At 45.9% G+C, this 16,107-nt stretch carries 14 protein-coding genes; 8 read left to right on the top strand and 6 right to left on the bottom strand.

Going from position 1 to position 16,107, the window contains the following annotated elements:
• Positions 1-173 precede the first annotated feature (173 nt).
• The 4 genes from PBN151_RS02935 to PBN151_RS02920 all read left to right on the top strand — a co-directional run bounded on the left by PBN151_RS02935 (position 174) and on the right by PBN151_RS02920 (position 6,761).
• Positions 174-971: a nucleotidyltransferase domain-containing protein gene (locus PBN151_RS02935; RefSeq protein WP_072727579.1), complete on the top strand. Its 798-nt coding sequence runs from the start codon at positions 174-176 to the stop codon at positions 969-971.
• Positions 971-2,263: a class I SAM-dependent methyltransferase gene (locus PBN151_RS02930; RefSeq protein WP_072727578.1), complete on the top strand. Its 1,293-nt coding sequence runs from the start codon at positions 971-973 to the stop codon at positions 2,261-2,263. The genes PBN151_RS02935 and PBN151_RS02930 overlap by 1 nt, the downstream gene beginning before the upstream one ends.
• Complete coding sequence (locus tag PBN151_RS02925) at positions 2,247-4,829, top strand: metallophosphoesterase (RefSeq protein WP_072727577.1); 2,583 nt, start codon at positions 2,247-2,249, stop codon at positions 4,827-4,829. The genes PBN151_RS02930 and PBN151_RS02925 overlap by 17 nt, the downstream gene beginning before the upstream one ends.
• A gap of 219 nt (positions 4,830-5,048) precedes the next feature.
• Entirely contained in the window at positions 5,049-6,761 is a 1,713-nt protein-coding gene (locus PBN151_RS02920) for a fibronectin type III domain-containing protein (protein ID WP_139295257.1), read from the top strand.
• A gap of 87 nt (positions 6,762-6,848) precedes the next feature.
• Here the strand turns inward: PBN151_RS02920 and PBN151_RS02915 are convergent, their stop codons facing one another.
• The gene (locus PBN151_RS02915; RefSeq protein WP_072727576.1) at positions 6,849-7,661 is read right to left on the bottom strand and encodes an alpha/beta fold hydrolase; all 813 of its coding nucleotides are present in this window, start codon (positions 7,659-7,661) and stop codon (positions 6,849-6,851) included.
• A 146-nt stretch (positions 7,662-7,807) separates the two neighbouring features.
• On the opposite strand from PBN151_RS02915, the gene PBN151_RS02910 reads away from it, so the two are divergent.
• Both PBN151_RS02910 and PBN151_RS02905 read left to right on the top strand, forming a co-directional pair.
• Positions 7,808-8,194 carry a winged helix-turn-helix transcriptional regulator gene (locus PBN151_RS02910; protein ID WP_072727575.1) on the top strand — a complete coding sequence of 129 codons (387 nt, stop codon included), beginning with the start codon at positions 7,808-7,810 and terminating at the stop codon, positions 8,192-8,194.
• A 195-nt stretch (positions 8,195-8,389) separates the two neighbouring features.
• Complete coding sequence (locus tag PBN151_RS02905) at positions 8,390-9,862, top strand: stalk domain-containing protein (RefSeq protein ID WP_072727574.1); 1,473 nt, start codon at positions 8,390-8,392, stop codon at positions 9,860-9,862.
• Between the two features lie 177 nt (positions 9,863-10,039).
• Here the strand turns inward: PBN151_RS02905 and PBN151_RS02900 are convergent, their stop codons facing one another.
• Positions 10,040-10,594, bottom strand: a complete 555-nt coding sequence (locus tag PBN151_RS02900; RefSeq protein ID WP_072727573.1) for a DJ-1/PfpI family protein — start codon at positions 10,592-10,594, stop codon at positions 10,040-10,042.
• A gap of 285 nt (positions 10,595-10,879) precedes the next feature.
• On the opposite strand from PBN151_RS02900, the gene PBN151_RS02895 reads away from it, so the two are divergent.
• Positions 10,880-11,617, top strand: a complete 738-nt coding sequence (locus tag PBN151_RS02895; RefSeq protein ID WP_072727572.1) for a response regulator transcription factor — start codon at positions 10,880-10,882, stop codon at positions 11,615-11,617.
• On the top strand, positions 11,610-13,010 hold the full coding sequence (locus PBN151_RS02890; protein ID WP_072727571.1) for a sensor histidine kinase: 1,401 nt from the start codon (positions 11,610-11,612) through the stop codon (positions 13,008-13,010). The genes PBN151_RS02895 and PBN151_RS02890 overlap by 8 nt, the downstream gene beginning before the upstream one ends.
• A 200-nt stretch (positions 13,011-13,210) precedes the next feature.
• Here the strand turns inward: PBN151_RS02890 and PBN151_RS02885 are convergent, their stop codons facing one another.
• Genes PBN151_RS02885 through PBN151_RS02870 form a run of 4 tightly spaced genes read right to left on the bottom strand, consistent with a single transcriptional unit; the run spans position 13,211 to position 15,997 of the window.
• Positions 13,211-13,564, bottom strand: a complete 354-nt coding sequence (locus tag PBN151_RS02885; protein WP_072727570.1) for a YxeA family protein — start codon at positions 13,562-13,564, stop codon at positions 13,211-13,213.
• A gap of 24 nt (positions 13,565-13,588) precedes the next feature.
• The gene (locus PBN151_RS02880) at positions 13,589-14,320 is read right to left on the bottom strand and encodes an ABC transporter permease (RefSeq protein ID WP_072727569.1); all 732 of its coding nucleotides are present in this window, start codon (positions 14,318-14,320) and stop codon (positions 13,589-13,591) included.
• Positions 14,321-14,333: 13 nt separating this feature from the next.
• Positions 14,334-15,083 carry an ABC transporter permease gene (locus PBN151_RS02875; protein WP_072727568.1) on the bottom strand — a complete coding sequence of 250 codons (750 nt, stop codon included), beginning with the start codon at positions 15,081-15,083 and terminating at the stop codon, positions 14,334-14,336.
• Positions 15,080-15,997 (bottom strand): ABC transporter ATP-binding protein, encoded by a 918-nt coding sequence (locus tag PBN151_RS02870; protein ID WP_072727567.1) that lies wholly within the window; start codon positions 15,995-15,997, stop codon positions 15,080-15,082. The genes PBN151_RS02875 and PBN151_RS02870 overlap by 4 nt, the downstream gene beginning before the upstream one ends.
• Positions 15,998-16,107: the final 110 nt, after the last annotated feature.

Below are 16,107 nucleotides of genomic sequence, written 5' to 3'. Positions count from 1 at the left end.
AAATAAGAGATGATGAATGCACAAAGCAATGCGCATCGGTTCAACGGTTAGGGAATGGCTAAAGTGCTGGAACGCCTGAGTACACGCGTTGATGGAAATCAATCGAAGCAGTGATACACCGAAACGAGCAGCTTGCAATGGGATAGCTTTGATAGGGAAGGAGTCAAACCTATATGGAAAATATACGGCAGCAAATTATAGATGCGTTACGAAATATCGAGATAGAAGAACAGGTACGAATAGTATATGCTTGCGAATCAGGCAGCAGGGCTTGGGGATTTCCATCGAGGGATAGTGATTATGATGTTCGATTCATCTATGTAAGGCCTGTGGACAGCTATCTATCCTTATTCGAAAAACGAGACGTGATTGAGCGGCCGATCAGCAATATGCTGGACATCAACGGTTGGGATATGAAGAAAGCATTGTCCTTATTCCGCAAGTCAAATCCGCCTTTGCTTGAATGGCTGCAATCTCCGATTGTATATGCGGAAGAATCGGATGTGGTGGAGCAGATACGTGCCCTATCCTCCCATACCTTTTCGCCGAGAGCTTGTATGTATCACTATTTGCACATGGCCACAGGAAACTACAGAGAGTATTTGCAGAGGGAGTCCGTGAAGATCAAAAAGTACTTTTACGTGCTGCGCCCGCTGCTGGCCTGCCAGTGGATTGAGCGTTATCACGAGATGCCGCCTATTGAATTCCCGGTGCTGGTAGAACGGCTTGTGCCGGCGAACAGTGATCTTCATGCCGTTATTCAACAATTGCTTGCGCGCAAGATTGCGGGAGAAGAGTTGAATATGGAGCCGAGAATCGAAGTCATCAATGCCTTTATCGAACAATCCATCGGGTACTATGAACGGATTGCCGCACAGCAGCCTGTTGCAGCAGGCGGATATGTTGCAAGGCTTGATGAATTATTCCGCAGGTCGATTACAACCGCAGATGTAAGGAGAGAAGAAGCATAATGGCAATCGTGCAATTATCGTCAACGCATCCACAGTTTTCATTTCTCATTCGGAAAAACCCGCATAACGGAATGATCTTGAGACAGATTCGCAAGGGGATGGCATACGGGTGGTACAGCGATGCAGCGAAGTATAACGTATATTTCAAGGATGCGGACAATGAGGTTTCCTATAAGCAGCATAAGGATGAAGTTTTTGAATATTTGAACGTATCTCGCTATAATACGCCGATTTTCCCGCTGCATGCGATTGGCGAATTTTTCTCGGCACCCTTCAAGGCGCAGAGCGAAGAGGATGTCGCGGGTTATGAGCATTCCTTTACCATCAACATGATTCATGTGGATCGCATGCAGTACATTCATTTTTTTCAAAAACATGTAACGGCATATACCTTCGACCTCCATCACCGGACGGATAAGAGCTATTCTATCAAGATAACGACACAGAGAAGCTTGCATGAGCTGCTTCATGTTGTGAGTGTGCTGTGCTTATTCTTGTCTATGTTCGGCAATGAGAGTCTTGATATTTCGGACAGTATGATCGTGAAATATGTGAAGAGCATGAACATTATCGATGCCCCGTACTATATTCGCAGCCTGTTCGCACGCATCTTCTTGTCCTCGAAGCAGGATTTCCGCAAACATAAGATGGAATTGGAACGCACCGATCGTTATACGATCCAGTTCGAATACGGCGGAACAGCGATGCAGCGCAGAAATTTCATTGCAGGCATACTGCCTTTCAACAAATCGATTCTCGATGTTGGCTGCGGCGAGGGATTCTATGCAATCCCTTATGCTTCGAAAGTAGAAAACAGCAGCTACTATGCAATAGATATTAATGAAGATCTGCTTGCGGTTGTACAACGGAAGGCCGAGTCCAAGGAGCGGGATAACATTGTAACCTATCCGTCGCTTGAACACTTCATGGAGCATTACAACGGGGAGCAGGTCGACGTGATGTTGACAGAAGTGATTGAGCATATGAGTAAGGATGAAGCGAAACATCTGATCCAGTCGATTTGCACGAATATTGATTTTGAACATTTCGTCATTACGACACCGAATGCAGACTTTAACGTCTTCTACGAACTGACGGCGTTCCGGCACCTCGACCACCGATGGGAAATGGGAAAAGAGGAGTTCGAAGCTTGGTTTGCGGAAGCGATGAGCGCTTATGGAGCGGCATACACATACGAGTTCGTAGCGATCGGGGATCGCGTGAATGGAATATCGACGACGCAAGGCGTCGTTATCAGGAAGGGAGGGGAAGAATGTGGAGCTTGTCACTAACGTTCATACCATCTATATGATGATTGGGCCGACGGAGTGCGGCAAGACGACGTTTGCCAAGGAAGTGCTGATGCCGCAGTTAAGTGGAGATGCATCAGGGGCCATGCAAATGAATGTGCAATATTTGTCCTCGGACAGCATGCGGCAAGAAATACTCGGTCACGACTATGATAAATATGATCAGGTTATGCTGGAGGCCAGCGCCCAAGCTTTCAATCTGCTATATACGAAGCTGGACATGATCACTTCTTTTCCGGTGAATGCGGAGTTCGTGATCCTGGATACGACCGGACTAGCCGAGGATTTCAGGGCCAAGGTTCGAGAGATTGCTGACCGCAATCACTACCACGTAGAGGTCATCCTCTTCGACTACCGCAAGCGCGAGGACTATTATGCATCAGAGCGTTCGAAGAGACTGATCACGAACCATATGAATCGGTTGAAAAAGGATGTGCTCGGTTCTCTTGCGCGGGAAGGGTATGCCAATATCCATCGGGTGCGCAGTAAGGATTTTTACTGGCTTGAACAGGGGGCTGCCAATCCGGAATACCGCGTCATTGTTCACAATCGAAGCGAATATGCAGCTACATTCCTGCCGAATGAACGCAATTATACGATTGTGGGCGATGTGCATGAATGTATTCATGACCTGCAAGGGCTGCTGCGCAGCTGCGGCTACCGAATCGAGGACGGCAAGCTCAGCGCCACGGAGCGGGTGCAGGATACGGACATTATTTTGGTAGGGGATTGGATTGATAAAGGCAAGGCGACTAAAGAAACCATCGACTTTTTATATAACAATCGGGAGCACTTCCGGTTCGTGCTCGGCAACCATGAGAACTTCGTATACAAGTACTTGCAGGGAGAGGTTAGTGGTGTCGACCAGGAGCTGGTACGCACGTATTTTGATTCGATTCAGGTGTTAATGGGGGATCGAGAACTGTTGGATAGATTTAATCACTTGGTGTCTCTATCGCAGCCGTTCTATCAATTTCGTTCGCCTAATGCGCCATCATTCTATGTGACCCACGCGCCTTGTAGGAATAAGTATATTGGGAAGCTGGATGTGAAGGCTGTTCGTCGTCAGCGCAATTTCCGCATTGATCGGGATGCGCCGCTCGAAGAGCAGCTGCGCTTTATTCAAGAAGAATCGGTTAGCAATCAACCATATCATATATTCGGCCATGTGGCGGCTAAGACAGCTTTTCGTATCAAGAACAAAATTCACGTAGACACGGGCAGTGTGCATGGCAATCGATTGACCGCTGTAAGTATCTCCTACAAGCCATTCTACAAATCGCATCCTGCCAAGCAAGCGGTTATTAAAGATGAGCTGCCGACACTGTTTGAAGTTCAGCGGAAGGTATCCCTGCAGGAGCTAAGCGATGAGGAAGTGCGGAGACTGCATTACTGTACACGGAATCAGATCAATTTCATATCTGGAACGATGTCGCCTTCGGATAAAGATGTAGATGCGCATGAGCTGGAATCGTTGAAGCGGGGATTGGATTACTTTGCAGAACATCAAGTGGAGAAGGTAGTGTTGCAGCCGAAGTATATGGGCTCGAGATGCAATATTTATCTGTATCGTGACGTTGAGCAGTGTTTCGCAGTGAGTCGGAACGGATATAGAGTCAAGCAAGTGGATCTAACAGACGTATACGAGCAGCTGCTTTACAGATTCCGGGCTTTTATGGAGGAGAACCAGATCGCGATGCTTCTGTTGGACGGTGAATTGCTGCCTTGGAGAGCGATGGGGGAAGGGCTGATCGAACGGCAGTTCAAGCCGATTGCGGCAGCTTTAGGAAGTGAACTTGAATTTCTACAGGAGCATGGATTTGAAAGTGCGTGGGAAACCCTCACGGAGACGTATCGGAGAACGGAATTTGAAAAAGACCAGTACCATATGTCGAAAGCGGTCCTTAGTGAAAAGTACGGCAGTCATATCTATCAAAGCTATAAGTATGTTCACGATGCGCTCAAGACGCATGTCCTGCTGAGCGAGCATGAGGAAGCATACAAGACCTATCAGAAGCAACTGGAACTGTACGCGGAGGACGGGGAGTTGGAATATAAACCGTTTGGCCTGCTTAAAGTGATTGATGAGTCGGGCGAGGAACGTATTCCAACGGAGAATACATCTGTGCTCTTTAGCTTCTTGTCCGATGATGAATACGTAATCGTGGATCTAACACAGCCTGATTATGTTGAGCAAGCAGAGCGCTATTTCTCTAAGCTGACAACGGAGAAACATATGGAGGGCGTAGTCATGAAACCAGAGTGTACGGTAAACAATGCCGTACCTTATATGAAGGTCAGAAATGCAGATTATTTGTCTCTTGTTTACGGCTATGATTATCAATTTCCGCATAAGTACGATAAGCTGATCAAGCAGAAAAACGTGCGCCAGAAGCTGAAGACATCGCTCAATGAGTATCGTCTGGGACAGCGAATGCTGGCTGTAAGGCTTGATGAGATAACACCTCAGCATGCGGAGTATAAGGAACTGGTTGCAAACCTATTATTCGAAGTAGGCAGAGAGAAGGAGCTTGATCCAAGACTGTAAGTCGCATATTTAATTAGGTGATCGCCGTTCAGTCTCATTGGAGGAACTGGACGGTTTGCCTATTTGCCAGTTTAGTTTGGTACATAAGAATAAATTAAATTAAATGTGTATACTTACATTATTTTCAATTTTATGTTTAGACATAAATGAAATTTGATGATAATTTAACCTCTAGAGCAGCTCGAAAAGTAAAGAATATTTTCTAGGGGGAACTAAAAAGTGAAAAAATTAGGTCTATCTTTTATGATGCTTATGCTTATGTTGGGCATGATTGCAATGAGTCCGGCGAATGCTGCATCAAGCCCGTATAAGGGCGGATTATTGGACGATGTACCTATTCAAATCGGTAAGACTGTTGGAGAAGCTTCAGGAAGCACAAAAAATATGACAGATGATAATACCTCAACAGTTGAATATTTTAGAACAGAGAGCATTGCTTGGTATACTTTTACCACGCCACAAGAAATTTCGGCCGTTATCGTCCACGGCGACAAAAATATTACTATGGAATTTTACGATTCCCGCAAAAAATTATTACTTACATATCACGCTGTAAACACTAATGGAATTCAGTCTCTTCCACCAATCGATGATAAAGTATCCACTGTCGTAGTGAAACCGGAAAAAGGCAGCTTGATAAGGGAATTGAATGTATTTACTAAGCCTTCTGCCGCACCTTCACCTACTACGATCACTTGGATTCAGGGCGGTGATAAATTTGTATACTTGGAGTGGGATTCTACTGGAGCAAAGACATACACTGTTAAACGTTCCGAGTCTACAAATGGCCCCTTTGAGGTAATTGCTTCTAATGTTACAGATACTTTTTACACAGATAAATCGGTCAACAACGGAACTACTTATTATTATGCCGTGTCATCTGTAAACGAAGCGGGGGAAAGCACCAATTCCATGACCACCAATAATAGTAGAGTCACGCCGAATGCAACGAAGTATACGGGCGGATTGTTGGATGGTGTACCGATCAGCTTGGGGAAGGAACTGGATAAACCTACATCAACTGAACGCAGGATGACGGATAATAATCCTTCTAGTGCAAGGCAGCTCTCTGCTGCTGCTGGGGAAATGGCATGGTACACCTTTTCTTCACCGGTAGAAGTCTCGGCTGTTATTTTAAATGCAAGTGACCTAGGAACTATGGAATTTTATGATGCAGATAATAATTTGTTGTATTCCTATAAACCTTTAGAGAAAGATAAAGTAGAAACACTTCCTAAAAAATATGAAAATGTTTCAACAGTAGTGTTGAAGTCCCTTAGGATTATGGAATGGAATGTGTTTGGAGAATCAACAGAACAACCAAATTCTGCTTCCATTCAATTAACTGCGACAGGCGGTAATAAAAAAGTATCACTACATTGGAATAGCACAAATAGTGCAGCCAGTTATAACATCAAGCGGAGCAATGTTGCAGGGGGCTCATATAAGACAATTGCAACTGTTACAGGGAGCACTTATGACTACGTCGATTCACTAGTGACCAACGGCACTAAATACTATTATGTAGTAACCGCTGTAAGTCCACAAGGTGGTGAGATTGGGCAGTCCAATGAAGCATCTGCTACTCCGAACTCAGATGAAGTTACACCACCGGGGACTGATGAGGGAGAGTATGGGAATCGCGCTCTATTAAATATTGTATTAAATAACGGGATTTCAAAAGAATTCGATCTTTCCATGAAGGAAGTAAATGCATTTATTGCATGGTATGAAGGTCGAGCTTCTGGAAATGGCTCCGTGATGTTTGCGTTTGACAAGCATAATAATAATAAAGGGCCATTCAAGAACCGTAGGGAATATGTATTCTTTGATAAAATCATTACCTTCGAAGTGAATGGATATGATGCGGATGGTGGCTCTACTAGTAATAGTGGAGATGAGAACCACTCTAATCCGGGAGAAGAATATTAATCATACTCAAAACAGAGATGACTTCTGAATTTACTCAGAAGTCATCTTTTTTCATTCCATTATCGTTTTTGTTCGAAGTGGGTTGTATTAATGCACAATACCGTCAAGCACTGATCTAAGCCGCTCATCTACTTGAACGAGGAAAAGCAGCAGTTCTTCTAGCAAAGCGACACCATTCTCGGTAACGATCAAATGTCCAGAAGCAATTTCACGGTACTGTGAACCGGAGATCAGGGCCGCAAGCTCCTTCGTCTGTTCGACAGGCACCATGCGGTCATGGGTCAATCCAATAATGAGAGTTGGAGCGGTAATGCTGCCTAGGAGCGGACGCAGATTGATGCGGGTATCAAGTTCAATGTGATGGTTCATCTCCGGCGCAAGATTTTGAGCGAGATCATCTGCCATCGCCAGCAGCTCATGAATAGAATACCGATTCAAATAATCGGAGCTATAGCCGGTATGCATTAGGAATTGGGCGAATGCGGTACGATCGGACTTGAGCAGCTTGTGCCATAAATCGAATTGGAAATGTACCGACACGTCTGACTCTACCCATCCTGCAACCAGCGTAAGCGACTGTACACGCCTTGGGTATTTGGCTGCCAGAGCTGCGGCAATCTCTGCTCCTAGCGAGTAGCCAATGACATGAAATTGCTCGAATCCTTCCTGGGAAACGACGGCAAGATGCTGCTCGACCACATCGTCCAGCTCCAGGCGTGAGTTTGTTCCCAACTGACCGTAGTTGGGTGACATGACGGTGAAGTGGGAGGACAGGGTATGACTTAATTCTTCCCACAATTGATGGGTTGCTCCTGTCCCATGGATGAGCAATAAGCCTGATCCGCTGCCTTCAACGGAATATAACACCTCTACAGAATCCTTCTTCACAATTTTATCCATTGTATCCACCACCATATGATATATTGAGGCTGTCGACTGATCATTTTGATTGGTGCTTATCTTTTCGATGCTAATCATAATTGATGAACATAAATAATGTAAGTACGCACTTTTTGGTGAAATACTTACCGTAAGGAGAGTATGAGATGACAAGTCCGTCTATGTATGAAATCAATGGGAAGCGGTACCAGTGTGCAATCGAGTTGGCAGTCTCTATCATTTCGGGGCGCTGGAAGCCGACTATTATTTGTAAACTGTTTGCAGGCAAGCATCGTTATGGGGAACTGAAGAAAGGGATTGTAGGCATTAATCATAAAATGCTCGCAGAACAGCTTAAGGAGTTAGAGGCTGCGGGAATCATTCTCCGTCATGCCTATCCTGTAGTTCCGCCTAAGGTAGAGTATGAATTAACTGAGCTTGGGTTGAAATTAAAGCCGATTATCGATCAATTGCAAGAGTGGGGGGAGCTATTCCAGCTGGCCAATCCGCGAGAGGTGATCCCAGCAGAGAATAATATTGTAACTGACCTTTAACCATGCCATGTGGCGATCGAGAGAGAGGCAAAATGTAAGAATGCCAGGATACATTGGCTCTTTTACAGATATAGCAGGCTGAGCTTCATGAAATTGTGCCATAAAATCTGTGGAAAATCATGCTGAATAAATGGTAGAATATGGTATATAAATGGATAGAAAACTTTCAATTTCATAGAGACAGGAAATGTTGCAATGAAAAGAATAGTACATGCGGGAAAATGGATGCTGGCAGCGGTGTTGAGCTTAGGGATAATTGGAGTATCCAATGCATCCGTCGTATCGGCAGAGCAGAAATCAAGCAACGCAATTCAAGAATATGGATCGAACTCGTTAATTAAGAAAGACAAAACCTACTGGGTATGGGGAAATTTCCAGGCTGTGCCGACTCAATTGCATGGAATTGGTTCAGTAACACGGATCGTTGGCCCTTATGTGGTGACGGATGACAAGAAGGTATGGTATTTGAAAGATAGCGCGGTATCGCCAGAAATTAAAATTCACCCTGTGGCCGGCATAAATGATATGGTTTTCTGGAATGGCGATTTAGCTATTGATGCAGATGGCAAAGTTTATATTGTTGCAGACGAAGACAATGCCCAATTCAAGGAGCTGTCCGGCATCGAGCAGGTTGAAAAAATAGCTGCGTACTCCCCTGAACATCCGAACCCGGAACGATGGTTTTTCCTGAAGAAGGACGGTACTGTATGGGAGGGAACGAATAAATTAACTTCGTTTGAGAAGGTTGCTTCCTTACCTCAGGTGAAGTCCGTGGCGAGCAGGCTGGTGCTTAAAAAGGACGGCACGGTGTGGAGCTGGCTGCTTCAATTTCCGGCGGGAAGCACCCCAGCTCCTTCGCAAGTTGATGGATTGGCTGCGATCCAATCCATCTATTCAAATAGAGAAGCGAATCTGGCAATCGACGCTGCATCTCGCCTCTGGTTTTGGGGTGGTACGTGGACGGGGGTGTCCGACGTAACGACGGTTCATGACAATCCGAAGCCGATTCAGTTGAAGAATATCTCTGATGTGAAAGAAGCGTATGTTGTGGAACGTTCAATCATTGCGCTCACGAATGGCGGAAACGTATATCAAGCGTCTATTGAAACCGAATCGATGTCAAGCGGCGCCAAGTTTGAACTTATTGCTTCGAATATCAGCTCGGTAAAGGCTGGCTGGAGACATATCATCATGCAGAAGGCAGACGGCTCTCTATGGGGCTGGGGCGTTAACAATGATGCGGATTTGGGAAACGGGGACTATGAGTTTATGCATGCGCAGGCCGTGCCGGTACACCGTGCGATATCGCTTGTGTTGAATGGAGAGACTGTTAAGATGAACAACGGCGTTGTTATTCGCAACGGTCAAGCCTTCGTGCCGATTCGTTCGATATTCGAGAAGCTGGGTGCCACGATCAAGTTTGATATACTAAGCAAGGTTGTCACGGTCAGCCGCTCCAATGCGGGTACTGGCAGCGCGGAATTGACCATTGATGTCAACTATAAGTCGGGGACAATGACGTTGAACGGCAAGGAAGTTCAGTTGGACAACAAGCCTTTCGCGATTAAAGGAACCTCTTATTTGCCGCTTCGCTTCATTAGCGAGAAGCTGGGAGCGAAGGCAGAATGGGTGCAAAAGGAAGATAAAATTTCGATTACGATGAAATAGGGAGTATGAATAGAGTCTTGCTCCGGTTATGACAAATACCGGGCAGGGCTCTTTTTATATAACTTGTGTTCAGAAGAGAATAGTTAAATTAGGGCTGCCGGAGATCAAAGAGGTTTGTCCCCCGCAGCGTGAACACTGTGTTATGCGTAGTTACAGTCCTCTTCGAAATACTATATGTTATTTATGATTCCCTTTATACCAACTGGAATCAAAATCTAAATTTAATAGTTGTCCGAATCTAATTCCAAACTCTATAAATGCCCTTCCTCTAGCTGTTAATATGCCCCCATCTTGTACTACTAAATCATCACAATAATTCTCTTCATTAAAAACTCCTGTTTGACTTCGGCCTGCTTCATGCATACCGATTGTATACTTCCGATTTTCTAATATCCCTGCTTTAGCTAATAAATAGGGTGAGCTTGAAATTGAACCAATAATCACTTCGCTATTAAACTCAACGCATCTTCTAATAAATTCTATTAAATCATCATTATCGAATAGCGTTGTAATATCCATACACCCAGGAATCAAAATGCTATCCAATGTCTCTATATCTACATCATAAATAGTATAATCGGACAGACACTTCAAATCGGATTCTCCAAAGATCGGTTCTGCAGTTATCCCTATTGTTGTAATAGGTTTATTTCCTTGTTTCAAAATGGACAATGCAACGGTTAGCTCATACTCACTGAATAGAGGAAATAGTAAAACACCTGTTTTTTTCATTTTCGAATAATCATCCTCACTATATTGTTTTACTGTAATTACGCACAACGTCTTATTTACGAATTCCGTAAATAACTCCATATGTGGGGTATTCGCGAAACTTTTGAACTATCCTGCCCGTTATTCCACATTCTAGTGTTCTTAAGCTTCCTTTCAGGGCCTTGGAATCTCTGTTATGCAGGTTATATACATCTTCTTGTCGAAGATATTATTTTCCCTCGGTCGATTCCAACCCAATGATATGCTTAACGAACTACTTATCGTAAGAAAAGGCAGGGGAGCAGTGTGGACAATCTAAAAAGCAAAAAAATACTTATTGTGGACGATGAGCCTGACATGCGCACCATGATCGATATGCTGCTGCGCAAAGAGGGCTATTATCGAATTTATACGGCATCCGACAGCCAATCTGCATTAGCCGCGTGCCGCAGGGACAAGCCTGACATCGCCATATTGGATGTAATGCTTCCGGATCAGGACGGCTTTGCGCTGCTGACGGCCATCCGCCAATTCTCCAGCATGCCGGCGCTGTTCTTATCTGCGAGGGGTGAGGATGAGGATCGGCTGCTCGGATTAGGTCTAGGAGCCGATGATTATATTGTGAAGCCTTTTTTGCCAAGGGAGCTGATTCTTCGTCTGAACGGCATTTTGAAGCGAGTGTACCAGACGCATCAGGAGGAGAGGTTGCCGACCTTCCACTTGGAAGGATGTACAGTGGATTTAGAGAGCGCGGTAGTGTATCGAGAGACTGATGGGGATAGAGAACGCGAGCAGCCGCTTACGGCCAAGGAGCATGCCATTCTTATGAAGCTATATGAGAATAGAGGACGTATTGTGACGACTGATGCATTGTTCCAGGCCGGTTGGGGCGATGATGGCGCCAGTTATGAAAATACGTTAATGGTGCATATCCGGCGAATTCGGGAGAAGATCGAGGTGGATCCTTCCAAGCCTTGTAGTCTTCTAACGGTTAGAGGGCTCGGATACAAGCTTGTGGTGAAGGAGCATAAGAACGATGGATAGCATTATCCGCCTTATTCGTCGTTTTACGGGCATCACGTTTGCCATTTTTGCCGGGATCATTGCTTTGAATTTGGCCATGCTCGGTTTCTTCGTGTTCAAGGAGATTAACGCCGGACAATCCCCACAGCATGTCGTGGAGTTTGTAGCGAATCATTTGCAGCGGACGGGACAGACACATGTATTAGACGCCTCCTCCCGGCAGATGCTGGAGGGTACCGAAGCATGGGCGATGCTGCTTGATAAGGGCGGCCAGGTTATATGGGATTACAAGCTGCCTGAAGACGTCCAGCGTGCATATTCCTTAACCGAGGTTGCCAAGTTCACCCGTCATTATCTGCAGGAGCATCCGGTATACGTATGGGAACATACAGATGGATTGGTCGTGCTTGGTTATCCGAAGGATAGCTATGCGAAGTATCATTTTGACTTTCTCGTGCCATGGATACGTTCTTTACCGCAGAGGGCCTTAATCCTGCTGCTGGGCAACATCGTGCTCGGCTGCGTGCTGGCTATCATAATCGGTACTCGGCTTGCCCGATCCTTGAAGCCGCTCACAGGCGTTGTTAACGCGCTAGGCAAGGAAGAGGCCGTCCGTGCAGAAGAGAAGGGGATATTCGGCAAGCTCGCACGAAGCATCAATGACACCTCTGAAATGCTTCGAGAAAGGCAGGCGGCTCTTCGTACTCGCAATGAGGCGCGGTCGAATTGGATTGCGGGAATTTCCCATGACATTCGCACGCCTCTGTCCATGATTCTTGGCTACGCCAGTGCTCTGGAGGAACATGCAGAGGTGCCTGAGGAGCAGAGGCGGCAGGCGGCAATTATTCGCAAGCAGGGAGAGAAGCTGCGCTCCCTCGTTAGTGACTTGAATCTTGTCTCCAAGCTGGAGTATGAGATGCAGCCCTTGAACATGGCGTCTATGCGATTGGCGGCTCTAGCCAGACAGGTTGCTGCGGACTTTCTGAATCAAGGGCTGGATAAGCAGTATGCGATTGAATTGCAGATCAAGGAAGAGCATATTCAGGCTGAAGTTGATCGCAAGCTGATGACTCGTGCCATCACGAATCTGGTTCAGAATTGCATCGACCATAATCCCGATGGCTGCGACATTTCGCTCCTTGTCAATCAATCGGCCGATGGTTCGGCTTGTCAATTTACAGTGTTGGATAACGGAGTAGGGATTCAGCGTGAATCGCTGGAGGATCTGTTGAAACTGCCATACTCCGCGGAGAGGCAACACTTGCGTCAGAACGGACATGGCTTGGGACTTCCTATGGTGGCTAGAATTGCCGAGGCACATCACGGACAGCTGTTGCTGGAGAGTGACACGGGGCAGGGCATGTGCGCTACAATTGAGCTGCCAAGCTGTTCGGATAAAGCAGCTAGTAGCTAATCTAAGCTAACATAAAGACGAACATAGACAGTTAGTAGAATTGTATAATGGTGTTCTAGTATTTATGGAATATACATCATGACGTTCAACGTTCTTGATCAATGAATATGCTAATACTCCTCAGTTAAGCAATCACGAAAAGGGCCGTTCTCTGATCAGCGTATGATCTAGAGAGCTTCCCTTTGTTTGGCATAATACTTCTATGGCTTATAAATTCTCCTTATGTTCTCGGGAAGAGTGTCATACGGAACTTCATGCCAATAGGTAGCACCTCGAAGCCTTGTCGTATACAGCTCCAGATAAGCTCCCTCGCGTAATTGCTTGCTGGTGGTAAAGTCCAGTTGTTTTTGGCTTCCTTGGCTATCAAAAGCAAGGAGGCTGTATTCATATCTGCCGTTCTTGTTTTTCATCGCTTCGTTACTGTTGATTTGTACATAATATATCGTCTTCCCTTCCGGGTTGTCCGGCGCTAGTCTTTCCGGAGCAAGGAAGAATATACCGAATGCTACGACGGCTGCGAACAACAGCGCGGCGATAAGAATTATTTTTTTCATTTCAGATTCCCTTTCTGGAGCGAATTAGGCTTGTATGACATCATTCCTCTGCAGGCTGCGAATGGCGAGACTAATGAATAGAACAATATAAATGCCACTGATCACATAGAATTGGATAAGCTCTGCACCATTTAGACTTTCCTGACTGATTACACCCATACCAATCGTCAGCATGGAATACGGCAGCAGCATGCCGAACTTCGCGACATACAGCCCCAACCCAAGGAAAACAGCGCATAAGCAGATGCCGATCGGTGCCGCAAAGCTGCGGATTCGCAGTGAGAGCACAAGCTGGATGGCAGCTATCGCGAGAGAGGATATCCATCCTCGAAATATCCATCCTATCGCATCGGAAGGAAAGGCCGAGGAGATACCAAGCAAATACCCCGTACCGAAATATAGAGTGAAAAATATCAACTGAACAATAAACAGGAGCGCTCCAACGACAATCAGCTTGGCTATGATGACGCTGGCAATGGATACAGGGGCCGTCAGTACAGCATTCCAGTTCCGGTTCATATGCTCTAATCTGCATGCATAGGCACAACAGATAGCGATTAGCACAGGGAGGAAGAACATGCCATAAAAGAGAGCAGCTTGCGTCCACAAGCTGTACCATTCCTGCTGCAGAACCTCTCGATTGAAATAATAATTCGCACAGCCAATTACGAGACTAATAACGGGAAGAACAACAAGAATGATCCAAATTCGAGAATGCCGCAGCTTCAGAACTTCGGCGGAAACGCTTCGTAACATATCGATTAACCTCCTATAGTTCCCTGCGAGAGACATGTATATTACCTGCCGCGTAACATGCGGCAGCGATGAGCAGCACCGCAGCTATCAGAACGGGACTTGGCGGCTGCATCACGTATGTTGCGGTGTTCTCTGTATATAGATAGGAGACAGGAGACAGTCCGGAATAGTAAGACCATATAAATATCCGGCGCACGAATGCAGGAAATAGATCCGCTGTCATGCCAATAAAACCGCCAATCATGCCTAGGCACAGGGCAAAGGATTGATTCTTTACGATAAGGGAAATCCATTGCTGCAAGGCAATGATGGCTATGCTTGTCAGAAGTGCTCCTCCAATATGCAAAATGAGCAGCCGCAACGGGATTGAATCGAAACCGTTCATCATGCCGAATGCGAAAATGATGCCAGCCTGCAGGACGAGGTAAAGGAAGAGAATTGATGCAGCGCATATGAATTTGGCAGCATAGATGCTGTTCCGATTCATACTCGTTGCCATTAGCAGCTTCCATGTGTTTCCTTTGTGCTCCATGTCGCACAAGCGCGATACGACGATAGCCGAGATAATCGGGAGAAATAAGCCGTTCATGGAAGCTGTTGTTGCAATTATCGTTTTCCAGTCCGCGCTGCTGGGATTACGAGCGATCGACATCGTTGTCGATACCAACGCCCATAGCATTTCGGCGCCCAGAAATAAGGCTGTCATTGCGAAGATACGCTTGCGGCGAAGCTTGAAATATTCTAGGGACAAAGCTCTAATCATAAGCTCTTCTCCCTTCCGGTAAGCTCCAAGAATATATCCTCCAGTGTTCTTTTGCGTTCTTCGATACGAAGGACATCAATGCCGTTCAGCACGAGTTCCTTATTCAGCCTCGCCACTTGTTGATCGCTCATATGCTCGATAAATAAGCATTCGTCCTGCAGATTGGACATATAGCCCTGAGTTTGCATCCATGCTGCGGCTGCGGCATTATTGCCCGTTCGAATTGCGAGGGACGATCTATTTCGCTCCTGCAGTGTCTCCATTTTCCCTTGGAAGAGTAGATTGCCATCATTAATAATGCCAACGGAGGTGGCGATCTGCTCAATTTCAGAGAGCAGGTGGCTGGAAAGAAGCACGGTAATTCCGTACTGCCGCGGCATTGATTTGATCAGCTCGCGAATCTCCCCGATGCCTGCCGGGTCTAACCCGTTCGTAGGCTCATCCAATATGAGCAGTTTGGGGTAGGAGATAAGAGCCATAGCTATGCCCAGCCGTTGCTTCATGCCGAGTGAGTAATGCTCTACTTTTTTGTTTTTTTGGTTTTCAAGTCGGACAATTCTCAGTGCCTCATCTATATTTTTTCTCGGAACCCCGCGTAATGTCTGCATGACCCTCATATTTTCAAGTCCAGTCAAATGACCGTAATAAGAAGGAGATTCAATCAAGGAACCGATCTGATTAAGGATAGAACGCCGGTGTTTGCCGAGCTCCTGACCGAATAGGGTGATGCGGCCATCGGTGGGCTTGGCTAGACCAAGCAGCATCTTCAAGGTTGTGGATTTCCCCGCCCCATTCGGGCCGAGGAAGCCGTATATTTCGCCTTCAGGAACCTCAAGATCAATTTTGTTCACCCGACATACATGGTTATAAAATTTCGAAAGGCCGCAAGTAGCAACGACGGGTTGGGTATTCATCGAGTATCTTCAACTCCATTTCGTATCATTCAAATTATGATTTCATGCTTCAAATGTAAGTCCCGAACCTTTCATAAGGCTGAAATTTACCTTACGCCAACCTTAAATGA

It is taken from the genome of Paenibacillus sp. NAIST15-1 (assembly GCF_001894745.1).
Lineage (GTDB): Bacteria > Bacillota > Bacilli > Paenibacillales > Paenibacillaceae > Paenibacillus_B > Paenibacillus_B suaedae.
Note: the sequence above shows the minus strand (reverse complement) of the source record. Positions and strands in the feature narration are given on the sequence as shown.

Bases quoted from the DNA above. Each gene is read 5' to 3' on its own strand.
- PBN151_RS02935 (WP_072727579.1), top strand. From the start codon at position 174: ATGGAAAATATACGGCAGCAAATTATAGATGCGTTACGAAATATCGAG.
- PBN151_RS02930 (WP_072727578.1), top strand. From the start codon at position 971: ATGGCAATCGTGCAATTATCGTCAACGCATCCACAGTTTTCATTTCTC.
- PBN151_RS02915 (WP_072727576.1), bottom strand. From the start codon at position 7,661: ATGGATAAAATTGTGAAGAAGGATTCTGTAGAGGTGTTATATTCCGTT.
- PBN151_RS02910 (WP_072727575.1), top strand. From the start codon at position 7,808: ATGACAAGTCCGTCTATGTATGAAATCAATGGGAAGCGGTACCAGTGT.
- PBN151_RS02905 (WP_072727574.1), top strand. From the start codon at position 8,390: ATGAAAAGAATAGTACATGCGGGAAAATGGATGCTGGCAGCGGTGTTG.
- PBN151_RS02900 (WP_072727573.1), bottom strand. From the start codon at position 10,594: ATGAAAAAAACAGGTGTTTTACTATTTCCTCTATTCAGTGAGTATGAG.
- PBN151_RS02890 (WP_072727571.1), top strand. From the start codon at position 11,610: ATGGATAGCATTATCCGCCTTATTCGTCGTTTTACGGGCATCACGTTT.
- PBN151_RS02885 (WP_072727570.1), bottom strand. From the start codon at position 13,564: ATGAAAAAAATAATTCTTATCGCCGCGCTGTTGTTCGCAGCCGTCGTA.
- PBN151_RS02880 (WP_072727569.1), bottom strand. From the start codon at position 14,320: ATGTTACGAAGCGTTTCCGCCGAAGTTCTGAAGCTGCGGCATTCTCGA.
- PBN151_RS02875 (WP_072727568.1), bottom strand. From the start codon at position 15,083: ATGATTAGAGCTTTGTCCCTAGAATATTTCAAGCTTCGCCGCAAGCGT.
- PBN151_RS02870 (WP_072727567.1), bottom strand. From the start codon at position 15,997: ATGAATACCCAACCCGTCGTTGCTACTTGCGGCCTTTCGAAATTTTAT.